Raw genomic sequence first — 25,515 nt, forward strand, 5'->3', positions numbered from 1 at the left:
TTTTTCTTGCGATATCAGGAATGCCCGTGCTTCGTAGTTTATACTTTCTGATATCTTTACAAAAGCCGCAGGATATATTCCAGCGGCTTTTTTTGCTGTTATTTTTTGGCCATGTATTTACGAATATCAAATGCGACCGCTGCTACGATAATAAGCCCTTTAATGATCAATTGCCAGTATGGGCTGACGCCGATAAAGGTTAATCCGTAATTGATGACGCCGAAGATAAGAACCCCGGCCATCACGCCCGGCACCGTGCCGATGCCTCCTGCAGTGGATACCCCTCCAACCACGCATGCGGCAATCGCATCCAGTTCATACATATTGCCGTAGTTATTCGTCGCGCCCCCGGTTCTGGCAGCCTCCAGTACGCCGGCGATGCCGTACAACGCACCGGAAATAGCGTAGATCGCTATCAGATTACGGGCTACATTGATCCCCGATACATGCGCCGCTTGCACGTTGCCGCCGATCGCATACATATTTTTGCCGAGACGGGTCTTGTTGAATATGACCCAGCAGATCAGTGCAACGAAGACGGCGATAATGACGATGTAAGGGAGAGAATATCCACCCCCGAAGTCGATGTAGCCGCTGCCCCACACGGTAAAGTCCGGTCTTAAGCCGCCGATCGGCTGGGATTGGTTCGGCTCCATATCAAAATAGATGGAGTTGACGCCATATATGCCGACCATCGTACCGAGTGTCGCTATGAACGGCGGCACATGCAGTTTGGCTACGATGAAACCATTGATGAACCCAACGAGAAGTCCCGCTGCAATACCGATAAGAATCGGCAATACAACCGATACTTGAGGCAGGTCCGGGAAGAAGCGATTTGCGTATACATCCGTTTGCAGCATGGAAGCCGATACGACCGCCGTTAATCCGACAACGCGTCCTGCGGAGAGGTCAACCCCGCCGGTGATCAGAATGAACGCCGCGCCAAGCGCGATAATTAATCGGGTGGAGGATTGCTGCAAAATATCCCGGAGCGTGGAGAAGGCCAGAAAGTTGGGATCTGCGACGGCAATCCCGATAACAAGCAATATTAATACTACGAATATGGCGCGCTGTGCCAAATAATCTTTAACCTTACCGATGGTTTGCGTATTCATCGACTTCCCCTCCCGAATCGGCTGACCGCTGCTGTGCGGCAAGCCGCATGATTTCCTCTTCGCTTGCTTCCTGCCCTGCAAGAATTCCCGTCAACCGCCCTTCACTCATCACCATGATTCGGTCGGACATTCCGAGCAGCTCGGGCATTTCGGAGGAAATCATAATAATGCTCTTTCCTTGCTTGGCTAGCTGCGTAATGATGGAATAAATCTCGAACTTGGCGCCGACATCGATGCCACGAGTCGGCTCATCCAGCAGAAGGATCTCAGGCTCGGTCAGAAGCCATCTTGCCAGCAGCACCTTCTGCTGGTTCCCGCCCGACAGATTCCGTATCTGGGTATGGACCGAGGGCGTTTTCGTTCTAAGCTGCTCCACGTTCATTCGCGCATCCTGGATTCCTCTGCGTTCATTTAACAGAAACGCCCAATTCTGATACCTGCGAAGATTGGCAATGACGGTATTCTCATAGACCGAGAGCACCGGGAATATGCCGGTAACTCTGCGCTCTTCCGTCAGCAGCGCCATATTATTTTTCTTGGCGTCCGATGGTGATTTGATCTTTACCGGCTTCCCGTTGATCGATATAGTTCCGGAAGCCACCGGACGTAGTCCGAATATTGCTTCAATCAATTCCGTCCGCTGTGCGCCGACAAGGCCGCCGATGCCCAATACCTCCCCCCTTCTTAGCTCGAAGGATACATTCTGAAACGATTTCGGATTCGTGGAGCTTAATTGGTGGACCTGCATCCGAGTTTCGCCGGGAACGTTCAACCGTTCCGGATAGCGCTCCGTCAAATCCCGTCCCACCATGCGGGTGATAATCAAATCGGTTGTCAGCTCGCCGGCTTGCCAAGTCCCCACATATTTACCATCGCGCATAATCGTCACGTCATCGGATATGCGCAGGATTTCTTCCATTTTGTGCGAAATGTAGACGATCGACACCCCTTGCGAACGGAGCCTGTTCATGATGCTGAACAGATGCTCCACTTCATTTCCGGTGAGCGATGAGGTCGGTTCGTCCATTACAATCACCTTGGAGTGATAAGACACCGCTTTGACAATCTCAAGCGATTGGATCTTGGATACAGACAGCGCTCCTGTTCTTGCCCTGGGATCAATATCGATATCGAGCTCGCGGAACAGGCGGAGCGTATCTTCTGCCATCTGTTTCTCGTTCACGAATTTCAAAGGCCAGAAACCCGTCATCGGAAATCTTCCCAGCCATATATTCTCCATCACGTTGCGGTGCGGCACGGGATGAAGCTCCTGATGAATCATGGATATTCCGTGATTCAATGCGTCCCTGGAGCTGTTGATGGTTACCTTGCTGCCGTTCAAATAAATGTCGCCTTCATCAGCCTTGTAGATGCCGAATAAACATTTCATCAGCGTTGATTTGCCGGCCCCGTTCTCGCCCATAAGCGCATGCACGGTTCCGGGTCTTACCTTGAACGTTACGTCGCTTAAAGCCTGAACGCCTGGAAACGCCTTCGATATATTCCGCATCTCCAGCACATACGATTCCGCCACCTTGAATACCTCCTTCGCAGGCCGGGTGAAAAGAGCCCAATATAAAGGGACAACGCTACGAATAGCTGCTGCCCCTTCCCATAACCCTGCTATTATTTCGCGTCGGCGATATTGTCCTTCGTTATTTTTTTGTAAGCGATCCATACGTATTTGCCGTCGGTAATATCAAATCCGGTGTTGTCCTTGTTCGGCGTTTCTCCTTTGGATAGCGCTGCGGCAATCGCAACGGAAGCTTTACCCTGGCTCTTGGCGTCATTTAGCACGGTGCCGAGAAGCGTGCCGTCTTCCAGCGCCTGAATGGCCGGAGCTGTCGCATCTACGCCCACGACCGGCATATACTTGTCGCCGCTGAAGTAACCCGCCGCTTTCAATGCTTCAATGGCACCGAGCGCCATATCGTCATTGTTGGCCAGAACCGCTTCAATCTTGTCGCCATGGGATGCAAGGAAGGCTTGCATCTTTTCCTGTCCCTTCACGCGGTCCCACATGGCGGTATCCACCGCAAGCGCTTCGACTTCGATGCCGGCATCTTGAATCGCCTGAACGGAGAATTTGGTCCTCAGCTCGGCATCCTGATGGCCCGGTTCACCCTGCAGCAATACATACTGCAGCTTGCCATCCCCGTTCTTGTCCGCCTTGGGATTGGCCTTCCAATAATCGACGATAAGCTGACCCGAAATCGTTCCGGATTCCTCCGCTTTTGCCCCTACGTAATACACCTTATCCCACTTGTTCATGTCTTCCGCGATCGGCTCCCGGTTCAAGAATACCACTGGCGTATTCGCAGTTTTTGCCTTATCGATAATGACGCCGGCGGCCGTCCGATCCACCGGGTTGATGATCATGGAGCTGTATTTCTTCGAAATGAACAGATCGATTTTCTCATTTTGGGTTGGCTGCGCATTTTGGCTATCCACGATATCCAGTTTGGCTACGCCATTCGCTGCATCGGACATCGCGTTTCGAACGCCAGTCATGAACGTGTCGTCGAACTTGTAAATTGCCACACCGACTTGAGGTGTGCTGCCGTCTGCAGCCTCACCTTGCTTGCTTTCGCTGCCGGTTGAACTGCTACCGCCGTTATTGCATGCCGCCGTGGTCAGCATCATGCCGGCTATAAGGATTAACAGCCATTTCTTCTTCACCTGGGTTGACCTCCCTGTTTCATTCGAATTTTCAGTGACGGATACGGCGTTCCTGCGCCATATCTCACTGTCTACCGCCATTATGCCGCAATGCTCCTGACATTCGAATTCAAAATCCTCATGCTTTCTAGCAAAATTCTCATCACTTTGCCTCTAAGTTTCGCGATTTCTTTACTTTACAAATGGAAACAGGACCTTCTGATTATCCATCCAGAACATGTTGTCCGCATCAATCACCTTGGTCTCAAGCACAATCGGCTTGTCATATTTCGAACCATCCAATACCTTCACAGCCTGTTCTACTCCCAGATATCCCGTGCTGAACCCGTTCTGCACAATGAGTTTATGAAGGATGCCATCCTGCAGAAGCTGAAGCTGCTCCAGGTCGCTTCCGAAGGTGACAATCTTGATCTTCCCCTGAACGTTCCGTCTTGCGACTTCTTTTGCCGCCCCCAAGGAGGCCTGAATATCGAGTGCCAGTATCCCGTCAACCGCTTCCCGGTCCAGCAGCTGCTTAGCCGCCTGCCAGCATGCATCTTCACGTTTGCCGCATGCTGCCCCGTCCGCTATTTGAATCCCGCTATTTCCCGACAATACGCTTTTGGCTCCCTCTTCGCGGGCAATGAGGTCAGGATCCTCCCTGTCGGATCGAAGTATGGCAACAACTCCCCGATTACCAAGTAAGTCGGCCAGCTGCTCACCCGCCTTGCGTCCGGCGGCCTCATTATGGATTGCGATCGCAGACAGGACGCCTGTGGTCATTCGCTCATCATTCAAAGCAATGATGGGGACATCAGCTGCTGTTGCCTGATCACCTAATTTCAACAGTACGGCTTCGGATGCCGGGTCGATCAGAATCGCGGAGGAACCTTTCTCCAGCACCTTCAATGCAGCCTGCAGCTGCTCCGCTTCATCGTCACTAGGCTCCAGCGGGATATAATCAAGCACCATTCCGTATTCCTTGGCAGCTGCTTCGGCGCCTAATCGGATGGCATCCCCCTGCTCTTCGGCGTGTATGGGAGCCACGAGTGCAATGTGTCTGAGTTTGGGCTCATTCTCATCTATGGTTGCGCCTGATGAACACGATGTTAAGAAGATCAGGGACAGAATAAGTACAACAAGACGGCCCTTCTGTGCAACCGGTATCCATAACACACGATGCATGCTAATCATGCTCCCTCTCCTCCCCTGGCTCGTGAATAACGGGAATCCGTATGCGAACGGTAGTGCCCTCTTCGAGCTCGCTCTCATATTCCAGACCGTAACGATGCCCATAATATAACTGGATCCGGTCATGAACATTTCGAACGGCCACGCCGGAGCCTGCCGTATTGATAAAGGGAGCCGGATGTTGTCGTCGTGCTTCAACCTCCAATATCCTTTCGAGCATCTCGGGAGACATTCCGACTCCATCGTCCCTAACCGTCATCTCCAATAGATCGCCTTGTATAGCAGCCGTTATGTGAATATGTCCTTTATCCACCATATATTCAATGCCATGTACGATGGCATTCTCGATTAAGGGCTGAAGCACCAGCTTTAGCGTGTAGCAGGACTGCGCTGCTTCATCCGCTTCGATCATAAAATTGAATTTCTGTTTATATCTCATCTGTTGGATGGTCAAATAATGCCTGGCATGCTCCAGCTCCTCGCGGACGCTTATGCAGGTCTTCCCTTTGCTCAAGCTCAAACGAAACAGCTTCGACAAGGAAGTGATCATCGTAATGACCTCATCCTTCCTGCTCATGCCCACCATGCGGACAACCGAATTCAAGGTGTTATATAAAAAATGCGGGTTGATCTGAGCCTGCAGGGCTTCCAGCTCGTATCTGCGCTTCGATTCCTGCTCTTTCACAATCTGTTTCATGAGCTGCCTTATCTTATCCAGCATCAGATTGAACCGGCTGGACAGCTGTACCACTTCCAGTGGTCCCTGCATCGGGAGCTCCACGTTGAAATCACCTCGTTCCACCGCCTTCATCGTTCTGCCCATCCGGCGGATGGGGCGGGTCAGCATAGACGAGAGAATCAGGGAAACCACGATGGCAAGCACCAGAACCACCGCCACGACCTGAACCAGATAACGATTGACCTCTTCTCTTGTGGTCATGATTTCATCCAAATAGGAAACCCCAACGATTTTCCATCCTATATTAACGACGGATTTCACCGTGTTCAACCGCTTGACTCCGTCCGATTCATCAATGTAGCTATCAGAGGAAGTGAGTGCCCGCTCTACGCTCTCATTCCGAAGCCCCATGTAAATTAATTGCTGCTGGGGATGATACACGATGTTTCCCGCTCCTTCATCGATGATGTACGCATACCCCCGCTTACCCAAGCTAATGCGGCTGCTTAGCTCATCGATTTTCTTGAAGTTGATATCTACCAGCAGAATGACATAGGTTGGCTCCCCGTTATGAACAACCGTTATTCCTTTGCTCATCGTGACAACCCATTTAAATGTATGGTCGTACAAATTCTGCACATGCGGCAGTGAGAAGCTCAGATGGTTGGAGACTCTCATCGCCGAGTGAAACCAGCTTTGTTCCGTCACCCGCGCGCTGGCCTTAACCGGCATAGGAGGATGGTTCCTCAGCATATGGCCCTGTTCATTAAATAATGCGATGGAGACGATATCATCCCGGCTTCGCATGATGGTGTTCAGCTGTTGAGTAACCTGCTCATCGTCCCATTGCCCGTCCGCGAGCATGTTTTCCTCAATGGCCCGATACAGCTGCGCCATCCCGTCCACATAATCCTCGAGATTATAGCTTACTTGATCCACGATTTGCTGGGCATTCAGAAACACGCTTTGCTCCGCCGATCGCGAGAATTTATTGAACAACAGAACGGCCACCACGATCACGATCAGCAAGATAAATGCAGAGAAGGACCACATGATGATCGATTGAATGCTGTGTGCGCGAAATCGCCTAATCCATTGCTGAATGGTTGGTTTAATCGAGTTCCGCTTGTCATACGCGATTTTCACCAGATCTACCCCCTCGCTTGTGTCCGGTATTCCTTGGGTGAGATGCCGACCAACTTCTTGAAGCAGAAGCTGAAATAATTCGGATCGGCAAATCCGACACGCTCCGCGATTTCAAAAGCTTTAAGATCCGATGATCGAAGAAGCTCCTTAGCCGTTTCCATCCGAAGCTGCATTAAATACTGCACGTAGGTCATTTTGACTTCTCTTTTAAACACAGCGCTAAAATAGCCTGTACTAATATGAAGCTGCATGCACAGCTTCTGCAGAGATAACTCCGAATCAACGTAATGCTCCCGTGTATATTGGAGCGCCTTTTCCACAATGTCTTTATACGCATGCTGCCTGGAGCTGGCAATATGCTTTCGTATGGTCAAACTAATGTCCTGTAGCCAAGCTTTAACCTCCTGTAATCCGGAAAACTTAAAAATCTCCGCATGCAGCTGAAATCCGGCCCCGAACAACAGCTCGAGCTCGACCCCGGATTCTTTGGCCGATCGCAATACAGCCGTTACAACCTCCAAAAGGTACACCTGAACGTCCTGAATGGTACATGAGGCGCCAATGAGTTCATCCAATATGTGCGAAATGGCTTCGGTTAATTCCTCTTCGGTTCCAAGCTTTAGACTGCGGATCAGCGCTTGCTCCTTTAATTCATCCAGACGAACCCCCTCCGGTCTCGGACGCTCGACATCATCAATGAAAAGGACTTTCTCGGCACCAAGAATCAACCGGTAGTCGAGCGCCAGCAGCGCACCCTGATAGGAAAGCTTAAGGTCTGACAGATTCTCCACCTGTGAGCCCACGCCAATCGTAACCGGCAGCTTCAAATAATGAAGAATGCTTTTTAATAAGCGGTCAAGCGTCATCTGCAGCTCGCTAAACCACGCATCGTCCTCCTTCTCATCGTTCGCAATCAGCAGCACAATGCTATCCTGATATATGAATGCGCTTACAAGAAATAAGGAATCCAGGAGCTCCTTGGCAATGTTCAGCATGGCATGCAGCATTAAATCCAGGTCTCCAGAATGGCGCAGGGAGGCTGAGGAGGTTTGCTCCTTATCAACCGAAGCGGGATATAATGCCATAACCGCAGCCAGGTAACAACCTCCATTCAAAGATAATTCGTAATTTCGAATCTTCTCCTCCATAATCGAGCGGGGCAATTTCCGAGTGAGCAGCGACGCAAGAAACGATTCCCGAAGCAATGGTAAGCTCGTGCGGTAATGCTCCTTCAACTGGCGCACATCCTCGCGCTCTGCAACCTCCACATCAATCTTGTCCTTGATCTTCCTCAATAGCTCCATAAAGCTTTCGGCTGAGAAAGGTTTAAGCAAATACTCGTCCACGCTGAGCGTAATCGCTTGACGGGCATAATCAAATTCATCGTATCCGGTTAAGATCACGATTTTGCACAGCGGCTGGAACTCCCTGAGCCATGAGGCCAGCTGGAGCCCATCCTGAAACGGCATACTGATATCGGTAATGACAACATCCGGCTCCAACCGCTCCGCAAGCTCCACGGCCTCTCTCCCGTTCTCCGCCGTTCCCTCGATCGTGAATCCGCAGGCTCCCCACTGGATTTCCTGCACGAGTCCCTCTCTTACGTCGGCTTCATCGTCCACTAGCAGCACTTTATACAAGGCAATCCCTCCTGTTCTTATCTGTCAAATTAGTTAAAAGAATCTAATGTGATCTTACCGCGGCCCATCCAAGTTTGGAATGCTTCATTTCACGCTGTTTGAGGCAAAAAAAAGAACGAATGCATGGCTCTTGAACAACAGAGTGATTTCTGTTCGTTAAGTCATGATTCGTTCTGAACTCGATTGCATAAAATCTTAAGCCTGGACCGGTATGGAGACGGGAGCAGCAGGCGTACTTAACCTTTTAATGCTCAGGTAGTAGGCAATGCCGAGCGGGATGACGGCTCCGAGCCAAGCCAGCGGGTTCGCCAGGCTTGCGCCGAGGAATCCGATCTGCGCGGTCAGGAAGATGGCAGCCAGTACCCGCATGATCAGTTCCATGATGCCGGCTACAGTTGGGATAAAGCTCTGTCCCAATCCCTGCAGCGTGAAGCGGTAGATGAACAACAGCGACAGAAGCAAATAGGTGCTTCCGTTCGATAAGAAATACAGCCTGCTAAGGGACAGCAATTCTTCCTGTCCTTGACCGACAAAGAGGCTGACGGCTGCAGGACCGGCGAATATCACCAGCAGCCCCACGGCGATGCTGAATGATCCCGAGACCCATAGGCATTGTTTAACTCCAAGCTTGATGCGGTCTATGCGATTCGCGCCGAAGTTCTGGGCTGCAAAAGTCGCCATCGTGATGCCAAAGGAACTCATGGGCTGCGTAGCGAGCATATCAATCTTCTGAGCCGCAGTATATGCGGCTACCGCTGTTGCTCCGAGACCGTTAAGCGTAATCTGCAGAATGATGGCTCCGATCGCAATGATGGAGGCTTGGAAGCCCATCGGGAAACCGACCCACATATGCTGCCGAATAAACTTCCAATCGATGGACCAATCGGCATTCTTAAACTGCAGAAGCGGAACCTTTTTATGAATGTATAACAAGCAGAGCAGGCAGGAGAACAGCTGCGATATTACCGTGGCAAGCCCCGCTCCGGCTACTCCCATCTTAAATACGAGAATAAATAACAGGTCGAGTACGATGTTCAGAATGCTTGCGACCACCAAGAATAGAAGCGGTGTCCGACTGTCCCCAAGCGCTCTGAGCAGGTTCGCCAGCAGGTTGAACAGCACGGCTGCGCCAACACCCCAGTTAATGACGATTAAATACGAATAAGCATCATCCAGAATTTCCGCCGGCGTGTTCATCATGACGAGGACAGGCCTTGTGAATATGACACTCACAATGGTCAGAACAACCGTGAATACAAGGCTAATCCATATACTCGTTCCCACGCTTTTGCGAACGCCCGCGATATCCTTGGCGCCAAAACGCTGCGCCGTTATGATGGATAAACCTGCCGTCAAGCCTTGGGCAAAGCCAATGACAAAAAACAAAATACTTCCCGTCGATCCGACTGCCGCAAGTGCGTTCACACCAATGGTGCGCCCCACAATCAGGGTATCCGCCATATTATAAAATTGTTGGAAAATATTTCCGATCAAAAGCGGGATCGTAAACATGATGATCAGCTTGATCGGACTTCCTTGCGTCATGTCTCTCATGTAGATTCTCCTATGCCGTCATAAACGTTTTCTCATCTATTTATTTTGATAATATAACGATTTAACTGTGCCTATATAGAGCAGCACCTTGAAAACATTATAATGGGTGAAGGTCGTTTGTATTCTTGTGTATCTTATCATGAAAGAACATAAATTTCTGCATATTTATCATCCAAAATCATAACGATACCAATTCCCTATGGTCTGAACGGTTCACACCGGATTTTGATCGGCGAAGTCATTTCAATAAAAAAAGATCAACCGGCAAATCGGCTGACCTTTTGAGTCGGGATTGTTTATGCTTCTTCAACAGCTAGCTTATCCAGAGCCTGCTTCGCACGCACCCGCGCTTCCTCTACTGTGCCGGCGGTTGACAACGCAACTGCGACTCGTCTTCCAACCTTGGTCACCGGTTTCCCAAAAATGCGCAGCTGCGTATTCGGAACAGCCAGTGCTTGCTCGGCACCGGTAATTGTGTAGTTCTCCAGCTCTCGCGCTGCTTTCAGCGGACGGCTGGCTCCCGGCGTTATCAATTCGATCTCCGGGATCGGAAACCCAAGAATGGCACGGACGTGAAGCGCGAACTCAGATAAATTTTGCGTCACCAGCGTAACCAAGCCGGTATCATGCGGTCGCGGAGACACCTCGCTAAAATACACTTTATCCGCGGCAAGGAACAATTCAACACCAAACAATCCATATCCGCCAAGCTCGTCGGTAATCGTCCTTGCAATATATTTAGCTTCCTCCACTTGCTCTTCGGACATGTTGTGCGGCTGCCAGGATTCGATATAGTCCCCGCTCTCCTGAATATGACCGATTGGCGCACAGAAGCTTGTGCCATTGACGGAGCGAACGGTCAGAAGCGTGATCTCTGACTGGAATGCAATGAATTCCTCAATGATCACTCTGCCGTTCTGCACGCGGCCGCCTTCCATGGCGATGTTCCAGCAGGACTCGATGTCCCCTTCTAAGCGGCATACACTCTGGCCTTTGCCTGAAGAACTCATCAGCGGTTTAATTACGCACGGAAAACCCATGTCCAGGACAGCCCGTTTAAACTCCTCATAAGTATCGGCAAATCGATAGCCCGCAGTAGGCAGTCCCAACTCCTCGGAAGCCAACCGGCGAATCCCTTCACGATCCATCGTAAGCTTCGCAGCTCTGGCAGTTGGAATAACCCGGTACCCCTCTTCCTCCAGTCTAACCAGCTCCGAAGTAGCGAGCGCCTCGATTTCGGGTACGATCAGGTCCGGCTTCTCCAGCTCAATGATGGCGCGTAATTTCTCCCTATCCAGCATATCGATGACATGGCTGTGATCGGCAACATGCATGGCCGGAGCGTCGGCATAACGATCGACGGCTACGGTTTCAACACCCAGTCTTTGGGCCTCAATCACGACTTCTTTTCCCAGTTCTCCCGATCCTAGCAGCAGTATTTTCTTCGTTTTTAACATCGTTGTTTTATCCCCTTTTCGTAGTTTCAGAGACTTATAAAAAAAAGCAGAAAATAATAAAGAGGTAAGGAAAATAAGCTTCCCTTACCTCTGCCCAGGCGTACGGCCGTCGTCATCTGTGTGCTCCCTCATGGTCCCCCATGCTACGCCAGTCACACACAAACCTATACATTGTTATTTAAATCATACTTAATCTTCCCGTTAATTGCAATATCACCGTTAGGCGACATCAGGATTTAGACTTCAGCATATCGATTGTATCCTTCAGCGATTGCGACAGCCACTTCTTGGGGTGGATTACCAACTGAATGTCCAGTTGAATGTCAGAATGGGCAAAGGGAAGAATCGCAAGCTCACCACGCCTGATTTCCTCCTCTGCTACCATCTGTGGCAATAATGAAATACCTGTACCGGACATCACATATCTCTTGATCGCCTCTGGATTGCCCAATTCCAGGCCTATTCGCATTGGAACTCCGCTGGCACGCAGCACCTTTTCCAACATCATGCGATAATTACAGCTATCCTCGGGCATAATCCATTCGGCATCTGCCAGGTGTTCTAACTCTATGACGGGTTCAACACGAAGGGGATGATCCGGATGGACAATCAGCAGGAGGGGTTCTTCCCGAATGGGGATCCAATTCAAGGAGGAATCCTCCGGTTTATGATCCAAAATAAGACCGAGATCGTACTCGCCCTCTCTCACCTTACTGAGGATGCTATCTTCACGATCCGGTTGTAAGCGGATGACAAGATCCTCATGCCTTTGTTTCAGTTTGTGAATGACGGACGGAAGAAAATAAGCGGCCAGCGAATCTATCGTTCCGATCGATAAAGTTCCTCCACCTTGCTTGGTCAGCTTTTCCTTCGACTGCTGGAACAGATCCAGCATTTGAACGGCATACTTGAACAGCTCCTCGCCGGACTTCGTCAGGCGCAAGCCTCTGCCATATCGCTCGAACAGCTTGACGCCGTATTCCTTCTCCAGCTTTTGAATCTGGGTGGTTACACTGGATTGGGCATAACCCAACACATCCGCGGCTTTCGTAAAGCTCTGGCGAATCGCAACCTCTCTGAAGGTATGCAGATAAATAAGTTCCATCGCTGTCTCCTTATCAATAATATTGATAATAATTATCTATTATTATAGATAACTCCGATTTTATTTCCTATGTTAAAGTATAGCCATCACTCACGAATTGGAGGAAAGATTATGCTGAGTCAGCAAGAACTGCATGGCGTGTATGTTCCAGTGATCACTCCCTTTACACAGGATTACGAACTGGATCTTCCGTCTTATCATCGTTATTTAAAGAATTTGTTATCCTGTGATATTCAGGGATTGGTTATCAACGGAACGACCGGTGAAGCGCCCACTGTAGCTTGGAAGGAAGTCGTACAGATCGTGGAAGAAACACGGAGGAGTCTGGACGAACGACGATTGCCGCTCATCATTGGTACCGGTACGAACGATACGGTATCCAGTATGAAGCGAACGGAACTGGCTGGCCAGATCGGTGCTGATGCGGTATTGGTCGTCACGCCGTATTACAGTCGCCCTTCGATCGACGGCATCCTCCATCATTTTCGAAGGGTGGCCGAAATCGGAATCCCCGTTATTTTATACGAGGTTCCTTCGCGTACCGGAATCCGGCTACCTGTTGATGCCATAAGAAGAATCATGGAGATACCCGGGGTGATCGGGATGAAAGACAGCACGGCAAGCACAGAGCTTTTGAGAAGCTTATCCCCATACGATACGAAGCCCGTTCTATGCGGTAATGATGCTCTCTTTTATGAAATGCTTGTTCATGGAGCCTCTGGTGGTATACTGGCGTCGGCTAATATGAATACCGAGGATTTCCTTCAGGTGTTTCGATTAGCAGCCCAAGGGAATTTCTTCTGTTCCGAGGTCGAGTTTAACAAGCTGTTTCCCTATATTCAAAAGCTGTTCGAAGAGTCGAATCCTGCTCCGCTTAAATGGCTGCTTGCCAATCAGGGCATCATCTCGTCGGACTCCCTCCGATTGCCTATGGGACCCATAACGGATGAGCTTAAGCAATCTCTGGCTCATGAGATTCATAATCTGAAAAAAACGGTTCTTTAATAACAGCTGTGTCTCTTCGGAAAGGCAAGGTATTCCTCCTGCCTTGCCTTTCTTGAGCTATGTATGTCATGACCATAAATGCACCGCTCATTTTCTTTCTTTTCTATGACATGTGATAGATTATCTTGAGTTTCGTCATAACTTGAAGCTAAGTTAAGATCTATCGCTTTAAAGGATTGATGTATGATAAGGTCCAACATATAATATGGATAAATTCATTCCTGTCAGATATTTGAAAGGAGACTTGCTGTGCTGCCCTATTCCAACCCTAATCATGATTTTGCCTTTGAGCAAGCCGTAATCGGAATGGCACTGATATCGCTTGATGGTTCGATTCTTAAGGTCAATTCGGCACTAAGTGATCTATTGGGATATTCACAGCAGGAGTTAACTGCCGGGGCGCCACAAGAAGATAGCAGCATCCGCGCATTATTGAATCAAGTGATTTGGAATGCGAGGACCGCTCAAGATCATCCGCCGCTCCCAGCTAGATTTGAATATGTTTATCACCATCCGTCCAATCGTGAAGTATATCTCAGTATATGCACCATGCTGCAGGAGTTGGATCAGCGTCGCCGTGGCTACTTGGTGCAGTTTGAAGATCGAACACTGCTGAGACAACTCATGAAACAGCTTGAGCTGAAGGAACAGAAGCTTACTGAGGAGGAAAACGCATTTCTCCAGCTTATGGAAGGGCTTCCTCTCTCCGTGTTCATAACCAAGAAGAGCATTATACACTACGTAAATGCTGCAGCGCTCAGGCTCATTAACGCGACTCACCCCCGTGACATTCTGGGAATATCCACGGATGTGATCGTCGATGTGTCGGACCATAACAAACTGATGAAACGCAGGGCAAAATATGCCGAAAGCGGAGAGATCGGAAGCGTCGATTATCTGATACGCTGTTTAGACGGGCAGGAGAAAATGGTCACGGGATTCACGTTGATCATAAATTATGAAGGCGAGAAAGCGGCAGTCGGGATCTTTAAAGACATCACAGAGCAGCAGATGGAAGAGGATCGGGTGATGCAATCCGAGAAGCTGACCACCGCCGGCCAGTTGGCCGCCGGCATTGCCCATGAAATTCGGAATCCCTTAACTTCGATTAACGGATTCGTAAAATTGCTGCGATCTGCGGAACGCAGCAACGAGCTCTATTTTGAAATCATTGAATCGGAGCTCAAACGCATCGAGCTCATTGTCAATGAACTTCTGGTGCTCTCGAAACCGCAGAGCGTCCATGTCAGCGGACCCATCGACGTGTTTGCCATTATGGAACAGATCATTACGCTTATGAAGGTTCAAGCAGCCCTCAAAAATATCGAGATCATCCCTCATTATCCAATGGCACCAGTCTTCGTCCAGGGTGAAGTAAACCAGCTCAAGCAAGTGTTCATCAACCTGCTGAAAAATGCCATGGAAGCGATGAATCAAGGCGGAACCATTACCTTGGACATTTTGCATAACGCTCAAGAGGTTCAAATCATCGTGCAGGACGAAGGGATTGGCATGACGCAGGAGCAAATCCAATCCCTGGGACAGCCCTTTGTTACGACCAAAGACACCGGGACGGGACTCGGACTGATGATTACCAAGAACATTATTCATAATCATGGCGGTACGATGAACGTCGAGAGCGTACCCGACCATGGGACAACCTTTACGATCCATTTACCGGCTTTATAACGCATACATATATCGGAGGAAAAGGCATGGACAATCAGGAACCACAAACACATAAACAATTTGCGATAGACTGCTTCAATCAAGTATGGGGGATCTTGGAGAACAAACAACGTACACCGGAAGACGAGGAAAACATGATTCATATGTGTCACAGCTCGTTCTGGCACTGGACACGGGTTGAGGATCATACACAGCGCAACCTTTCCATAGGATATTGGCAGCTCTCCAGAGTGTATGCGGTAGTGGGACAAGGCGATTAAGCGCTGCGTTATGCCAAGCGCTGCATCATTGTCGGATCATCGGCAAGCCTCGAACCATTCTATATAGGTTACGGGTATGAAGCAGAAGCCCGAGCCTATCTGAGCCTGGGAAACAAGGAGCAAGCTCTCGTGTCCCAAGAAAAAGCGACAAGTTATCTTGATATGGTAACCGATAAGGACAGCCATCAGATGCTTGCGAACGATCTCCAGAATCTGTAATAGGATACGGCCTTCCTCTGCGCATCCTTTATCGGAATGGTGAAGCCAGTTGATAACCGATGTAATAAAAGACTTCTCTGATTAAAAAAGGAACTTTGCTACTCAGGCTTTGATACGCACTTCGGGCTGCGGGCGAAGGATTGGCTTCCAATCCCATATCTTCCGCCATCATCATCGCCCGCTTCATATGCAGCGGGTCACTTACAATGAGGTAAGAGGACAGCCCTGCTGAATCTCCTACCTTATTGGCAAAGTGCAGATTCTGCTCGGTGATCGTCGAAGCCGTCTCGACAAGGATGTCACTCTCTGGAACACCGTGCTCGATGGCATACTGCCTGGCAACTTCCGATTCGGCAAGTTCATCCTCCGAACCGCGTCCCCCTGTAAATATCAGCTTGTCTACGTACTGCCGGTCATACAGCCATAGTGCATGATCGATGCGTCCTTGAAAAACAGGCGATGGCCTCTCTTCCCATACAGCAGCCCCCAGCACTATGGCTGCATCCGACGGGATATTTGCTGTCCTATGCGCATAATTCCAAATGGCGATGCCCACGTATAGCGTATAAATTAGCAGGATTCCAATGAATCCCGCCATCACCTGAATCACGGCACGCTTTCTTCTGACCCGAGCTTCCCTTGCCGCCATAATTCGTGTCATGCTGCACCCCCAGCGCCCAATCTTTAATCTACCCTTAGTATCCATTCAATCACATTCAATCATTTTTTAGCAAAAAAAGCCTGCTGCTCCCTTATTAAGAGCGTCAGGCTTTCTTTGCTGTCGACTATCGTTTGTTCATTCTATTATGACATTGTACGCCATTCAGACTTCAGCATAGCATAGTAATACTCATCCCACCAAATATCCCCACGAGGAATACACTGTTGAAAATAGCCTTCTCTCCGCATGCCCAGCTTCTCCATCACCCGATACGAAGGTGTATTCTCAGGCTGGCATGTCGCAATGATCCGATGCAAGCCCATTACCCCGAAACCGTGCTGAAGCAAAGCTCTGGCAGCTTCCGTGGCATACCCTCTACGGTGGTAGGTCGAATGAAACACCCAGCCAATTTCATAGGTATGCTCGCCGAACCATGGATGAAACACCACGTGTCCAATCACCCGTTGTTCCTTTTGCAGGCAGACGGCATAATGATGAGCTTTATCGCCCTTGTTCTGAGCAAGAAATTGTTTTACTGTTTCTTCTGTATGCACCGGCTCAGGGATGTAGTGCATCACCACCGGATCGGATGTATATTGCAGAACATCCTGCCAATCTTCTGGTTCAAACTCGCGAATTATTAATCTTAACGTTACGATATCCATTTGCCCGACTCCTCTTCAAGTTGTATTCAAGTGTCCTCTTCATGCCGTACACTTCAATACAGGGGCAAATGCGATTCGCCGTATATACAAATCTTTCTTAATTACGCCGGGTCACCCTCTTTCACTTTACCAGCCTTCCCGGATATATTCGCCATAAATGTATGTGACTCCTGCATAATATGTCAAATCACTGGATATTTTGGCTGAGAATCGATTTCATTTTATCAAAATGCATGCCTTCATGATACAAGCAAAAGCTTAAGAATTCTTCAACCCGGGTTAACTTTAAACCTTTGGAGGTTGTATAGGGGGATAAAACCGTATCGTGCAGACGCGCGTTGTACCTGTGTTCGATTCGATGGACCTGGCCCTCAAGCAGTTCGACAAGCTCGTGCATGGATGGCCACGCTTCGCTTATCTCCTTTGGCTTAGAACCCGATCGAAACAGCTCGGTATATTCAACGGGAAGGGCCATGGTTTCACCATTCACGCCGAACGCAAACCTTTCCGTTATGAATAAAACATGACCCATATTCCATTTCACGTGGTTATTCATTCCACTCGGAATCCACTCCGCTATATCATCCGGGAGATCCCTTACAAAATTCAACGTTTGTGCACGCACAAATTCCAAATGTTCAAACAGGTATGCTCTCATGCAGCCCACTCCTTCTCATTGTTATCCAGCGTCCGCTTTAACCGAGTGTACTTCAAATGCGGATAAAGAAATAATATTGTTTTCACTCCTTTTCATAAAAAAAATGGATGAATCAAGGGCAAGCCTTCATCATCCATGGATATACTGATTTTTTTCGCGGATATCCGCTTGAATATAGGAAATAAACGAATGGACTTGCGCAGGTCTCTCTTCTTGTTTCTTGGTGCATAACCGAATAGGGTGCGGGAAAGTTACGCCTGACACTTTAACCTTGCCAAGTTCGCCCGAAGCCAATTCTTTCTTGATAGAAAGGGCTGGAACCAATGCAGCCCCGTACCCCGCTTTTACCGCTTCAATGGATTCCTTCAACCCCTCTATCGTTATGGAGCGTCGAGGTTCGCGTGCATCCGATGACTCCATCAACGACCATAACTGTTTTCGCGTGTAACTTCCTTCTTCCCTGAGCACAAAGGGTTCCTCCATAAGCTCAAGGAAAGTTACTTCTTTATCGGCTAGTCGATGAAGGGCAGGCACAGCAAAAATTAATTCATCCTCCATAATTGTATAAGTCTCGATACCTTCCGCTTCAATGGGCCAGCTGCCGCATACGATGGAGATATGCACCGAATCGTCCTGTAACCGCTGCAGCGCGGTTCGGGAATTTCCTCTCATCAGCTGCACATCCATCCTTGGATGCCGCTGCTTATACCCAACCAGCCATCCGGGCAGCAAAGCGCTCTCCGGCAGCTCCGTGGCGCATATTCGCAAACTTCCCTGCTGACCGGATTTGATGGCCTCCATCGTCTCTTCCATCTCGGCTTCCATCGCAAATAACCGCTGGGAATGCCTGGCCAACGCTTTACCTGCTTCAGTCAATTGAATATTGCGTCCGTTAGCCTCGATCAATTTCATGCCGAGCTCCCGCTCCAGATTGCGGATTTGGGCCGTAACGGCTGGTTGACTTAACAGCAGATTGCCGGCCGATCTCGTAATGCTTCCCGTCTTGGAGACATCATTAAAAATGCGTAGTGCATGAAGATTCATAGATCATCCCTCGATTCTTGAACTATTCACCTGGTCAAACTGTTGCGATCATTAGATCGTTTATATCCTATATGAAGCTCATTTGTAAACTGCAGCAGCGAATATATGACACATTGAGGGAAGTGCTTTGAATATAAGGACTCTGACTTCTTGATGTTTGTGTTCGTAATCAGCATGATGATGCGTCTTCATGATTTTTCATGGTGCTGCAACCTTTTATTATTTCTCCCGTCTATAGTGATGCAGCAAGTACATTTTACCAATTCATGATACGACTTAGCTGAATCCTGACGTTCTAGGATAATCTACATTTGGAGGATACCTACCATGAAAAAAATCTACAAAGTACTAGCAACCGCTACGGTTCTCGCGATGGCGGCACTGCCAATAGCAGCGAATGCACAGGCCGTCCCTCCTGCTACAGCCCATAAGGGACAAGGCAACATCACGAACCAGGTGAAGAAAAGCGTTCCTGGAACGATGGGTTACATAACGGACTTCGTCAATGACAAATCAGGCACATGGATTACCGTAACCGGCCGCGACTTGGCAGCAACCGATCAACAAGAAATCAAGCTCTCGATATCCAAAGATACTAAAATCATTGATGCCAAAGGCAACCAAGTCCAGCTCCAAACGATCGTGGATAAAAACAAAGCGATAAAAGCTTTCTATAGCCCAAACATAACGAAGAGCCTGCCCGCTCAAGGCTCGGCTCTTACGATCATTGTACAGGATAACGACCTCGCCGGTATTGATGGAACTATCTCGGAGGTAACTAAACAGGGCATTCTGGTGGAAGGAACCAATCTGTACAACGACAATAAAGAGACCATGCTGCTTCATCTGGATCCAAAAGCAAAAATCATCGATCAAAACGGCAGTGCGCTAAAAGCAAGCGACCTGGAAGCCGGCATGAGCATTCGCGCTTTCTATGGACCCTACGTGGCCTTAAGCATGCCTCCTCAATCCTCAACGAATTTTATACGGGTCAATACGAATGCCGAGAATAACGATCAGGAGCAAGCAGCCGGCATCGACGGCATCCTTACAGAAATGAAGGATGGAAGAATAAGCGTTTCCGGTAAACCAGCTAAAGCAGGTGACCTCGAATACGTCGTGCTCGCTGTTGATGGCGACACCAAGATTGTAGATGCCGGGGGCAAATCGTTAACGGCTGAAGCCTTAAAATCGGGTCTGCGAATCGAAGCCGAATACATGAACGTGATTTACCCTGCCCTGCCGCATGCAGATAAGATTGTAGTCTCCGACACCTCAGCGCCCAAAGCCGAAGGCACGATAACTACATCCGAACGCACGTCAAAGGACCAACTATATATCAATGTAGGTTCAGATCAATCCATCGACAACGACATCATTATCAACATCTCCAAGGACACTCAAGTGATTGGACTGAATCCCGACGAAAAGCTGGGACCCGGCATGAACATCGTGGTCTTCCACTCCCCTATCATGACCATGTCCATTCCAGCAATCACATCCGCTGAGGTGATCATGGTTCAAGCCGACAACTAAGCTGTTATTCTGGCTGCTTACCGCTGTTAAAATAAATCACAAAAAACACCATCGTACTCAGATTCCTGAATACGATGGTGTTTTTTTGATGTAAGATATAAGTCGTTACGAACTATTCCTCAAATTCCACGTTGTGATACACCTGCTGTACGTCTTCCAGATCTTCCAGCGCATCGATCAGCTTCTCGAATTGAGCAAGCGCGTCGCCTTCTAAGGATACAAAGGTTTGTGGCAGCATGGTCAGCTCTGCAACAGTAAACTCATTAACACCCGCATTCTTAAATGCATCCTGAACAGCATGGAACTGATCGCTAAATAACACTCACTTTTTGTATGAAATTTTATACATTTATCATATCAAATTATAAGTGATTTTACTATCTCAAAATGTATGTATATCCTTCTTTATTCAAACCCTGTCATGTTCTTCTGAATATATGCAAAAAAAATTCGTTGCTACCTATATTCACTTCTTTTGTTAAATTGACTGTAATCAATCATTATCACAAACTAATCTAACCATGTTAAAGAGACCGAAGTCATTCTAACTTGGTCTCTGTATTTCCCATGCTGATTTTCAAACTATAGTAAAATAATTTCTCCTTACTCAATATTCCCTTACCTAAAACTAATTTGTCAGCGACAACCGTTTCAGTTGTCAGGAACATCGCCGCAACGGAAGCTGCGTTTTGAAGAGCGGAACGTGTTACTTTGGCTGCAAGTACAAGCCCAAACTGCTACTATAACTTATTAAAAATGATCGCAATGACCACTTCTTCTGATGTAAATATTACCGATAAAACAGAAATCTTAACAAAGCTTGCCCCATAACAAATATTATTCCCACTCAATCGCTGGCGGCTTGGACGTAATATCGCAAACGATGCGGTTGATGTTCTCACTTCGTTGACGATACGTACGGAGATTTTCTCGCACGTCCCAAGGGATACGCGCCCAGTCGGCGGTCATGCCGTCGATGGAGGTTACCGCGCGGATGCCTACGATATAGGAGTACGTACGAACTTTTGAATGAAATTACTGGTCAATTATCCAGTTGTTTTTGTATATCAATTGTAGCGGGTAAATTGAGGAGTTTAAACTTTAAAATACAATAATTATTTCAAAAGATAATTTCGTGACCTTCTCTTTGCATTCATCACGTAACTATAAACTAACGTTTTCAAGACCGCCCTTTGCCGTAATAAGACGCCAAGCCTTGATATGCCCAAGTTTTATGGCACTTTACCGTTAAATGTTCAACGGTCTGGATTAAACGATTCATTATAATGCGTGACTGTTAGATAGCCTATCCTATGATTATTCAAGTTCGCCTTAAAGTGATAAGGGCAACAGTTAGCTCACTCAGTAGGCGAACGCACGCTCCCTTGGTGTCAAGGTTATTATATTATAAAATAATGGTAGAACATTAACAGACGTTCGTCATACAATATGTAGCTGACATTGGGGGGAAACCACTTGGACGCGGAAAAAGTATACGTTTTTAACGGTATGAGGTTCATGGACTACATAAAGCCTGACCAATTCGTTGATAGACTCCACAAAGAATTAGATATCGAAGTACAGGATTTGTTACCTAAAGGTTTTTCCGAAATCTATGAGACACTAAATAGCCAACATAGAAGCAAGAAAAAGAAGTTTGATAAAATTTTCTTCGAAGAGATTTTCTACGGCCGTCTTACACATGCATATATTCATAAAATTTCAACAAAAGTAGCCCCATCTAAAGAGCTTTTCTTAAAGAGAGTCGAACGAGTCTTGGAAAGATTTCAATCGACTGCTGTTGTTGCTCTTCGTCCTTATATGACAACAGAGGGCTTTTACCTTATGGATGTATTAAATGTAACAAAAACAGGAGCAACCTTCTTAGCTGGATTTGATTTCACAGAGAATGATGTTACTGGTACTATAGAGACTGCTAGATTTCTTGCAGGTAGTAACGTTATTCGAAGAAACACACAAAATGAAGATATTCCAGAATATTTACTTGCAGGAGTTGAGATTGATTTCAAAAAAAGGCACGTATTGGTTATGCATAAGCATACTGTAAATGTGCAAGAAGAAGAGGATTCTGAAAAAGTACACACTTCCTCAAGATTTTATAACTTTATCATGGACAAAATAGTGAATGAATTAGGAATTGAGCTACAAACCCTCACGCTGAAAGACCAAGAAGGAATGTCTCAAATGTGCAAATTTTTGGTGAACGGTTTAGTCAGTGATATCCGTGAAGAGCTAAACCAAAAGACAAAAATGGAAATAAATCATTTTGGGAATAGCTCTATGAAGCTTTTAAGACAACTTTATCCTGAAGGAAACCCTATTACATCTCTTCAACAAGAAGAGTTTGAAGCAAAAGTTTCTGCACTACTACTTGGAATAACCATCTTATCTCAATATGACCCGGAAGCACTTAAAGTGAAAGCCAAAACAGTTGGCTTGCCTGGTTATCCCGTTCGCATTTTCTATAAGAATGCAAATGCTAACACTAGTTCTACAGGAACTAAAAGAGTTGAAAATTCAATTGTTACCGCTGAAACTTTATATAGTCTTCTTACAGATTTTGAAAATACAAAATATTTAAGAAGCTGGTCAATGGCATGGTTTACAGATGTAAACCCATCAAACGCACAGGATTTGGACGTTATACAAACTGTCATTGAATCAACCAAGAACTGCTTCAGAGTGAATTTCAAAGCTAGAAGAAACTTAGGTAAGGAGTTAATACACAATGTTATTGACGGACTTAATGCCTACCGAAATTACTGATAATGATATAACAAAAATGAACCACTTTTTAGACAAGTATCAGACTCATAAAAAATGCAATAAATCAGAGATTGAAGATTTATTTAGCGAAGAAAAATATAATCTTCTAAAAGAATGGCTGTTTGCTAACAAGTCTACTGTCGTTCATTACTCCTGCGACTTAGATGATAATATTGAGCGAGAATCGAGTCAAGAAGAAGAAAATTGCCCCTTGTGCCAAAACTTGGTTGCCGATGAACAATATCACGAATTTGATGTATTCTACACTTTCAACATTGGCTTGCTTGATACTTTAAGAGACACCATTGTCGAATATCAAAGAAAAAAATACTTTACTGACCATACTCGGTATAATTTAGAAAGCTTAAAGAGTGAATTGTCTGGCATTATTCCATTTATTGGAGCAGGCTTATCAATGCCTCTCGGCTTACCTAGTTGGTACAACCTTTTAAAAATGTTGCCCACACACTTTCCAAAAGATTTCCATGATTCTGCTTATCTTGATTACGCAGATAACGGCTCTTTCCTGAGAGCTTTAAGTTACTTAAAAGAACATTCCATGCGACTTAATCGAGATGACCAAATCAAGGACGAGATTATTAAAATCATCAGAACATCTGAAAAAAAAGAGATTACAGCACGCGAGCATAATATTGGTGATATATTAAGACTAAATTCTAATTTCTATATCACTACAAATTATGACCATTGCATTGAAGACTTTGCTTCAAAGCAAGGCAACTACCGATCTCCTTTATCTTTAGAAGACATAGATAATATGGTCGCTCTGTTTGAAAAAGATGGAGAAGTCCTCCACATACATGGTCATATTAATCGTAAAGATACGATGATAGTGACTCAAGAGGACTACGAGAAACTCTACAATAATTTAGATTTAATGGATAAGATTAAAATTGTGCTTGCAAGTAAAACATGCTTATTCATCGGCTTTTCTTTCAACGATGAATTTTTTGAAGATATGTATGATCGCCTTCACAAAGTCATTAAAGGCCACCATTATATTGTCTTAGCAAACCCTACGATTGAGCAAGTTCGCTATTACAATAAAGACAAAGACGTTAGAGTTATTGGACTAGAATTACCCTTAGACAAAGATAGAAAACCAATTTATGATGAATTTGTGCCTGCGTTTAGGACTCTGATAGATTTCTTAATTGCATAAACACTACAGCCTTTTCGGTAACCTAAAATTATCGGTCAGGCTTTTTTTGTTTTTATTTATCGTCAAGTAGTCTATTTCATACAAACTAAATTTAAATGAATTGTTGCTGGAACAGCATCAAGAACTAGAAAATAAAGATTAAAAGGTTACATCACAACCGGGGTAGTTTATAGACAAATCACCGTAATATTATGTGAATTTTGTGCGCCCGAAAAACGTGGCTATCTCCTGATAGGAGAATAAATAATTTAGTGTAAATGGTTAAATCCTTATGCAATATCTCACTTTATGAGATAACATCTCATGATATCTCCATACTGAATAAGATTTTCTGCAACACTAGGCCTGTCGTGGTAGAACAGTATGCTGCATTTTCCAAAACCCAAAAAACCTTTTTGATATTTACCACCCCCTCCATGCAAAAACTGTTACCTAATACGGCTTAGATCACAGTTCAAATAAAATAGCCAATCCCATAGAAATTTGCATTGTTAAGGGATTGGCTTGATATTTTGCTACTACATTTCTCAAAGAATATTCCTTGAGAATCCTATCGCTCCAGCGATACAAAATTCAGTTTTTTTATAAGTAACCTTTAAATGAACCCTATCGTGAAGATAACAACCCCTGCGGTGTGGGATAGTATGCTCACTCTCTTATAGCTACCAGGTTTACGCACCTATGTAAGTTTAACAATCTTCGCAACATCGCCCTCTACAAAAATGAAATCAGAATCATCTGTTTCATTGAATTTACCATTAAACTGAATTTCATCTGTGTAGAAGGATATATCCTCCTTTATCGTATAACAATAATTTTTTAATCCTTCAGTATGTAGACCATCTTCACCTTTAGGAAATTGATTATATTTAACTTTGTTAAATTTAGTATTGAGTAAATTAATAAAAGCTTTTTCAGCATCTGCAACTACTAATAAGTCAGGAGTTACATATGAGAAGTCTCTTTCAAAATCCTCTAACGTTGAACAAACGTTTATATTAAAGTAATCTAGTTCAAACATAAATATGACGAGTTCATCAGACATTCTTGAACCAAAAGTTTTTGGATGCCCATTTGTTAAAATACTTGTTCTTCCTTTGTGTGCATCTTTAAATAGTCGCGTAAAACTATCATTCTCTTTAGAAATTCCAACGTAGTATAGTTCGAAATTAGTAAAAACCCTAAAATCGAACTCTGCCATGATTTTAACATCAATTTCCCCCCTCCACATTAGATATAGTAATATGTCTGGAGTAAACC

The 25,515-nt window shown here is 46.3% G+C and carries 20 protein-coding genes, 3 pseudogenes and 1 riboswitch; of the genes and pseudogenes, 6 read left to right on the forward strand and 17 right to left on the reverse strand.

Features of this window, described 5'->3' with window-relative positions; translation table 11 throughout:
• Positions 1-98: 98 nt before the first annotated feature.
• The 9 genes from mglC to DP091_RS09730 all read right to left on the reverse strand — a co-directional run bounded on the left by mglC (position 99) and on the right by DP091_RS09730 (position 12,548).
• Entirely contained in the window at positions 99-1,118 is a 1,020-nt protein-coding gene (mglC, locus tag DP091_RS09690; protein WP_113058143.1) for a galactose/methyl galactoside ABC transporter permease MglC, read from the reverse strand.
• Entirely contained in the window at positions 1,096-2,628 is a 1,533-nt protein-coding gene (locus tag DP091_RS09695; protein ID WP_113058162.1) for a sugar ABC transporter ATP-binding protein, read from the reverse strand. Before DP091_RS09695 ends, mglC begins: the two co-directional genes overlap by 23 nt.
• A gap of 116 nt (positions 2,629-2,744) precedes the next feature.
• Positions 2,745-3,797 (reverse strand): galactose ABC transporter substrate-binding protein, encoded by a 1,053-nt coding sequence (locus DP091_RS09700; RefSeq protein WP_113058144.1) that lies wholly within the window; start codon positions 3,795-3,797, stop codon positions 2,745-2,747.
• Between the two features lie 171 nt (positions 3,798-3,968).
• Positions 3,969-4,970: a substrate-binding domain-containing protein gene (locus DP091_RS09705; protein ID WP_113058145.1), complete on the reverse strand. Its 1,002-nt coding sequence runs from the start codon at positions 4,968-4,970 to the stop codon at positions 3,969-3,971.
• Complete coding sequence (locus tag DP091_RS09710; RefSeq protein ID WP_113058146.1) at positions 4,963-6,792, reverse strand: cache domain-containing sensor histidine kinase; 1,830 nt, start codon at positions 6,790-6,792, stop codon at positions 4,963-4,965. The genes DP091_RS09705 and DP091_RS09710 overlap by 8 nt, the downstream gene beginning before the upstream one ends.
• A gap of 5 nt (positions 6,793-6,797) precedes the next feature.
• Positions 6,798-8,432 carry a response regulator gene (locus DP091_RS09715; RefSeq protein ID WP_113058147.1) on the reverse strand — a complete coding sequence of 545 codons (1,635 nt, stop codon included), beginning with the start codon at positions 8,430-8,432 and terminating at the stop codon, positions 6,798-6,800.
• A 195-nt stretch (positions 8,433-8,627) separates the two neighbouring features.
• Positions 8,628-9,986, reverse strand: a complete 1,359-nt coding sequence (locus tag DP091_RS09720; protein WP_113058148.1) for an MATE family efflux transporter — start codon at positions 9,984-9,986, stop codon at positions 8,628-8,630.
• A gap of 296 nt (positions 9,987-10,282) precedes the next feature.
• Positions 10,283-11,443 (reverse strand): phosphoribosylglycinamide formyltransferase 2, encoded by a 1,161-nt coding sequence (gene purT / locus DP091_RS09725; RefSeq protein ID WP_113058149.1) that lies wholly within the window; start codon positions 11,441-11,443, stop codon positions 10,283-10,285.
• Between the two features lie 85 nt (positions 11,444-11,528).
• Positions 11,529-11,609: riboswitch (ZMP/ZTP riboswitch) on the reverse strand.
• Positions 11,610-11,672: 63 nt separating this feature from the next.
• Entirely contained in the window at positions 11,673-12,548 is an 876-nt protein-coding gene (locus tag DP091_RS09730; protein ID WP_113058150.1) for a LysR family transcriptional regulator, read from the reverse strand.
• 111 nt (positions 12,549-12,659) lie between these two features.
• Here DP091_RS09730 and dapA point away from each other — a divergent pair, with 111 nt between their 5' ends.
• The 3 genes from dapA to DP091_RS31800 all read left to right on the forward strand — a co-directional run bounded on the left by dapA (position 12,660) and on the right by DP091_RS31800 (position 15,502).
• A complete protein-coding gene (gene dapA / locus DP091_RS09735) occupies positions 12,660-13,553 on the forward strand; it encodes a 4-hydroxy-tetrahydrodipicolinate synthase (protein ID WP_113058151.1) in 894 nt (297 codons plus the stop codon).
• A 249-nt stretch (positions 13,554-13,802) separates the two neighbouring features.
• Positions 13,803-15,242 (forward strand): PAS domain-containing sensor histidine kinase, encoded by a 1,440-nt coding sequence (locus tag DP091_RS09740; RefSeq protein ID WP_113058152.1) that lies wholly within the window; start codon positions 13,803-13,805, stop codon positions 15,240-15,242.
• 26 nt (positions 15,243-15,268) lie between these two features.
• Complete coding sequence (locus DP091_RS31800; protein ID WP_258394463.1) at positions 15,269-15,502, forward strand: hypothetical protein; 234 nt, start codon at positions 15,269-15,271, stop codon at positions 15,500-15,502.
• A 247-nt stretch (positions 15,503-15,749) separates the two neighbouring features.
• Here DP091_RS31800 and DP091_RS09750 read toward each other — a convergent pair whose 3' ends face one another.
• The 4 genes from DP091_RS09750 to DP091_RS09765 all read right to left on the reverse strand — a co-directional run bounded on the left by DP091_RS09750 (position 15,750) and on the right by DP091_RS09765 (position 18,749).
• Positions 15,750-16,382, reverse strand: a complete 633-nt coding sequence (locus tag DP091_RS09750) for a YdcF family protein (RefSeq protein ID WP_113058153.1) — start codon at positions 16,380-16,382, stop codon at positions 15,750-15,752.
• A gap of 143 nt (positions 16,383-16,525) precedes the next feature.
• A complete protein-coding gene (locus DP091_RS09755) occupies positions 16,526-17,047 on the reverse strand; it encodes a GNAT family N-acetyltransferase (RefSeq protein WP_113058154.1) in 522 nt (173 codons plus the stop codon).
• Between the two features lie 187 nt (positions 17,048-17,234).
• The gene (locus DP091_RS09760) at positions 17,235-17,705 is read right to left on the reverse strand and encodes a DinB family protein (protein WP_113058155.1); all 471 of its coding nucleotides are present in this window, start codon (positions 17,703-17,705) and stop codon (positions 17,235-17,237) included.
• A 129-nt stretch (positions 17,706-17,834) separates the two neighbouring features.
• Positions 17,835-18,749: a LysR family transcriptional regulator gene (locus DP091_RS09765; protein ID WP_113058156.1), complete on the reverse strand. Its 915-nt coding sequence runs from the start codon at positions 18,747-18,749 to the stop codon at positions 17,835-17,837.
• A gap of 327 nt (positions 18,750-19,076) precedes the next feature.
• On the opposite strand from DP091_RS09765, the gene DP091_RS09770 reads away from it, so the two are divergent.
• A complete protein-coding gene (locus DP091_RS09770; RefSeq protein ID WP_113058157.1) occupies positions 19,077-20,285 on the forward strand; it encodes a peptidase in 1,209 nt (402 codons plus the stop codon).
• A gap of 112 nt (positions 20,286-20,397) precedes the next feature.
• Here the strand turns inward: DP091_RS09770 and DP091_RS09775 are convergent.
• From DP091_RS09775 to DP091_RS09785, 3 pseudogenes are all read right to left on the reverse strand, one after another.
• Positions 20,398-20,595 (reverse strand): annotated as a pseudogene (locus tag DP091_RS09775) (YebC/PmpR family DNA-binding transcriptional regulator); the annotation flags it as partial.
• A 322-nt stretch (positions 20,596-20,917) separates the two neighbouring features.
• Positions 20,918-21,016: pseudogene (locus tag DP091_RS32325) on the reverse strand (TCP-1/cpn60 chaperonin family protein); the annotation flags it as partial.
• Positions 21,017-21,122: 106 nt separating this feature from the next.
• A pseudogene (locus DP091_RS09785) lies at positions 21,123-21,296 on the reverse strand (GMP synthase (glutamine-hydrolyzing)); the annotation flags it as partial.
• Between the two features lie 465 nt (positions 21,297-21,761).
• Between DP091_RS09785 and DP091_RS09790 the strand changes: the two are divergent.
• Positions 21,762-23,072 carry a hypothetical protein gene (locus tag DP091_RS09790; RefSeq protein ID WP_113058159.1) on the forward strand — a complete coding sequence of 437 codons (1,311 nt, stop codon included), beginning with the start codon at positions 21,762-21,764 and terminating at the stop codon, positions 23,070-23,072.
• Positions 23,035-24,255, forward strand: coding sequence for an SIR2 family NAD-dependent protein deacylase (locus DP091_RS09795; RefSeq protein WP_113058160.1), 1,221 nt, complete (start codon positions 23,035-23,037; stop codon positions 24,253-24,255). The genes DP091_RS09790 and DP091_RS09795 overlap by 38 nt, the downstream gene beginning before the upstream one ends.
• 679 nt (positions 24,256-24,934) lie before the next feature.
• Here DP091_RS09795 and DP091_RS31310 read toward each other — a convergent pair.
• On the reverse strand, positions 24,935-25,515 hold a 581-nt coding region (locus tag DP091_RS31310), incomplete at its 5' end, for a hypothetical protein (protein WP_181469768.1).

The organism is Paenibacillus sp. MDMC362, assembly GCF_003269305.1.
Classification (GTDB): Bacteria; Bacillota; Bacilli; order Paenibacillales; family Paenibacillaceae; genus Paenibacillus_AQ.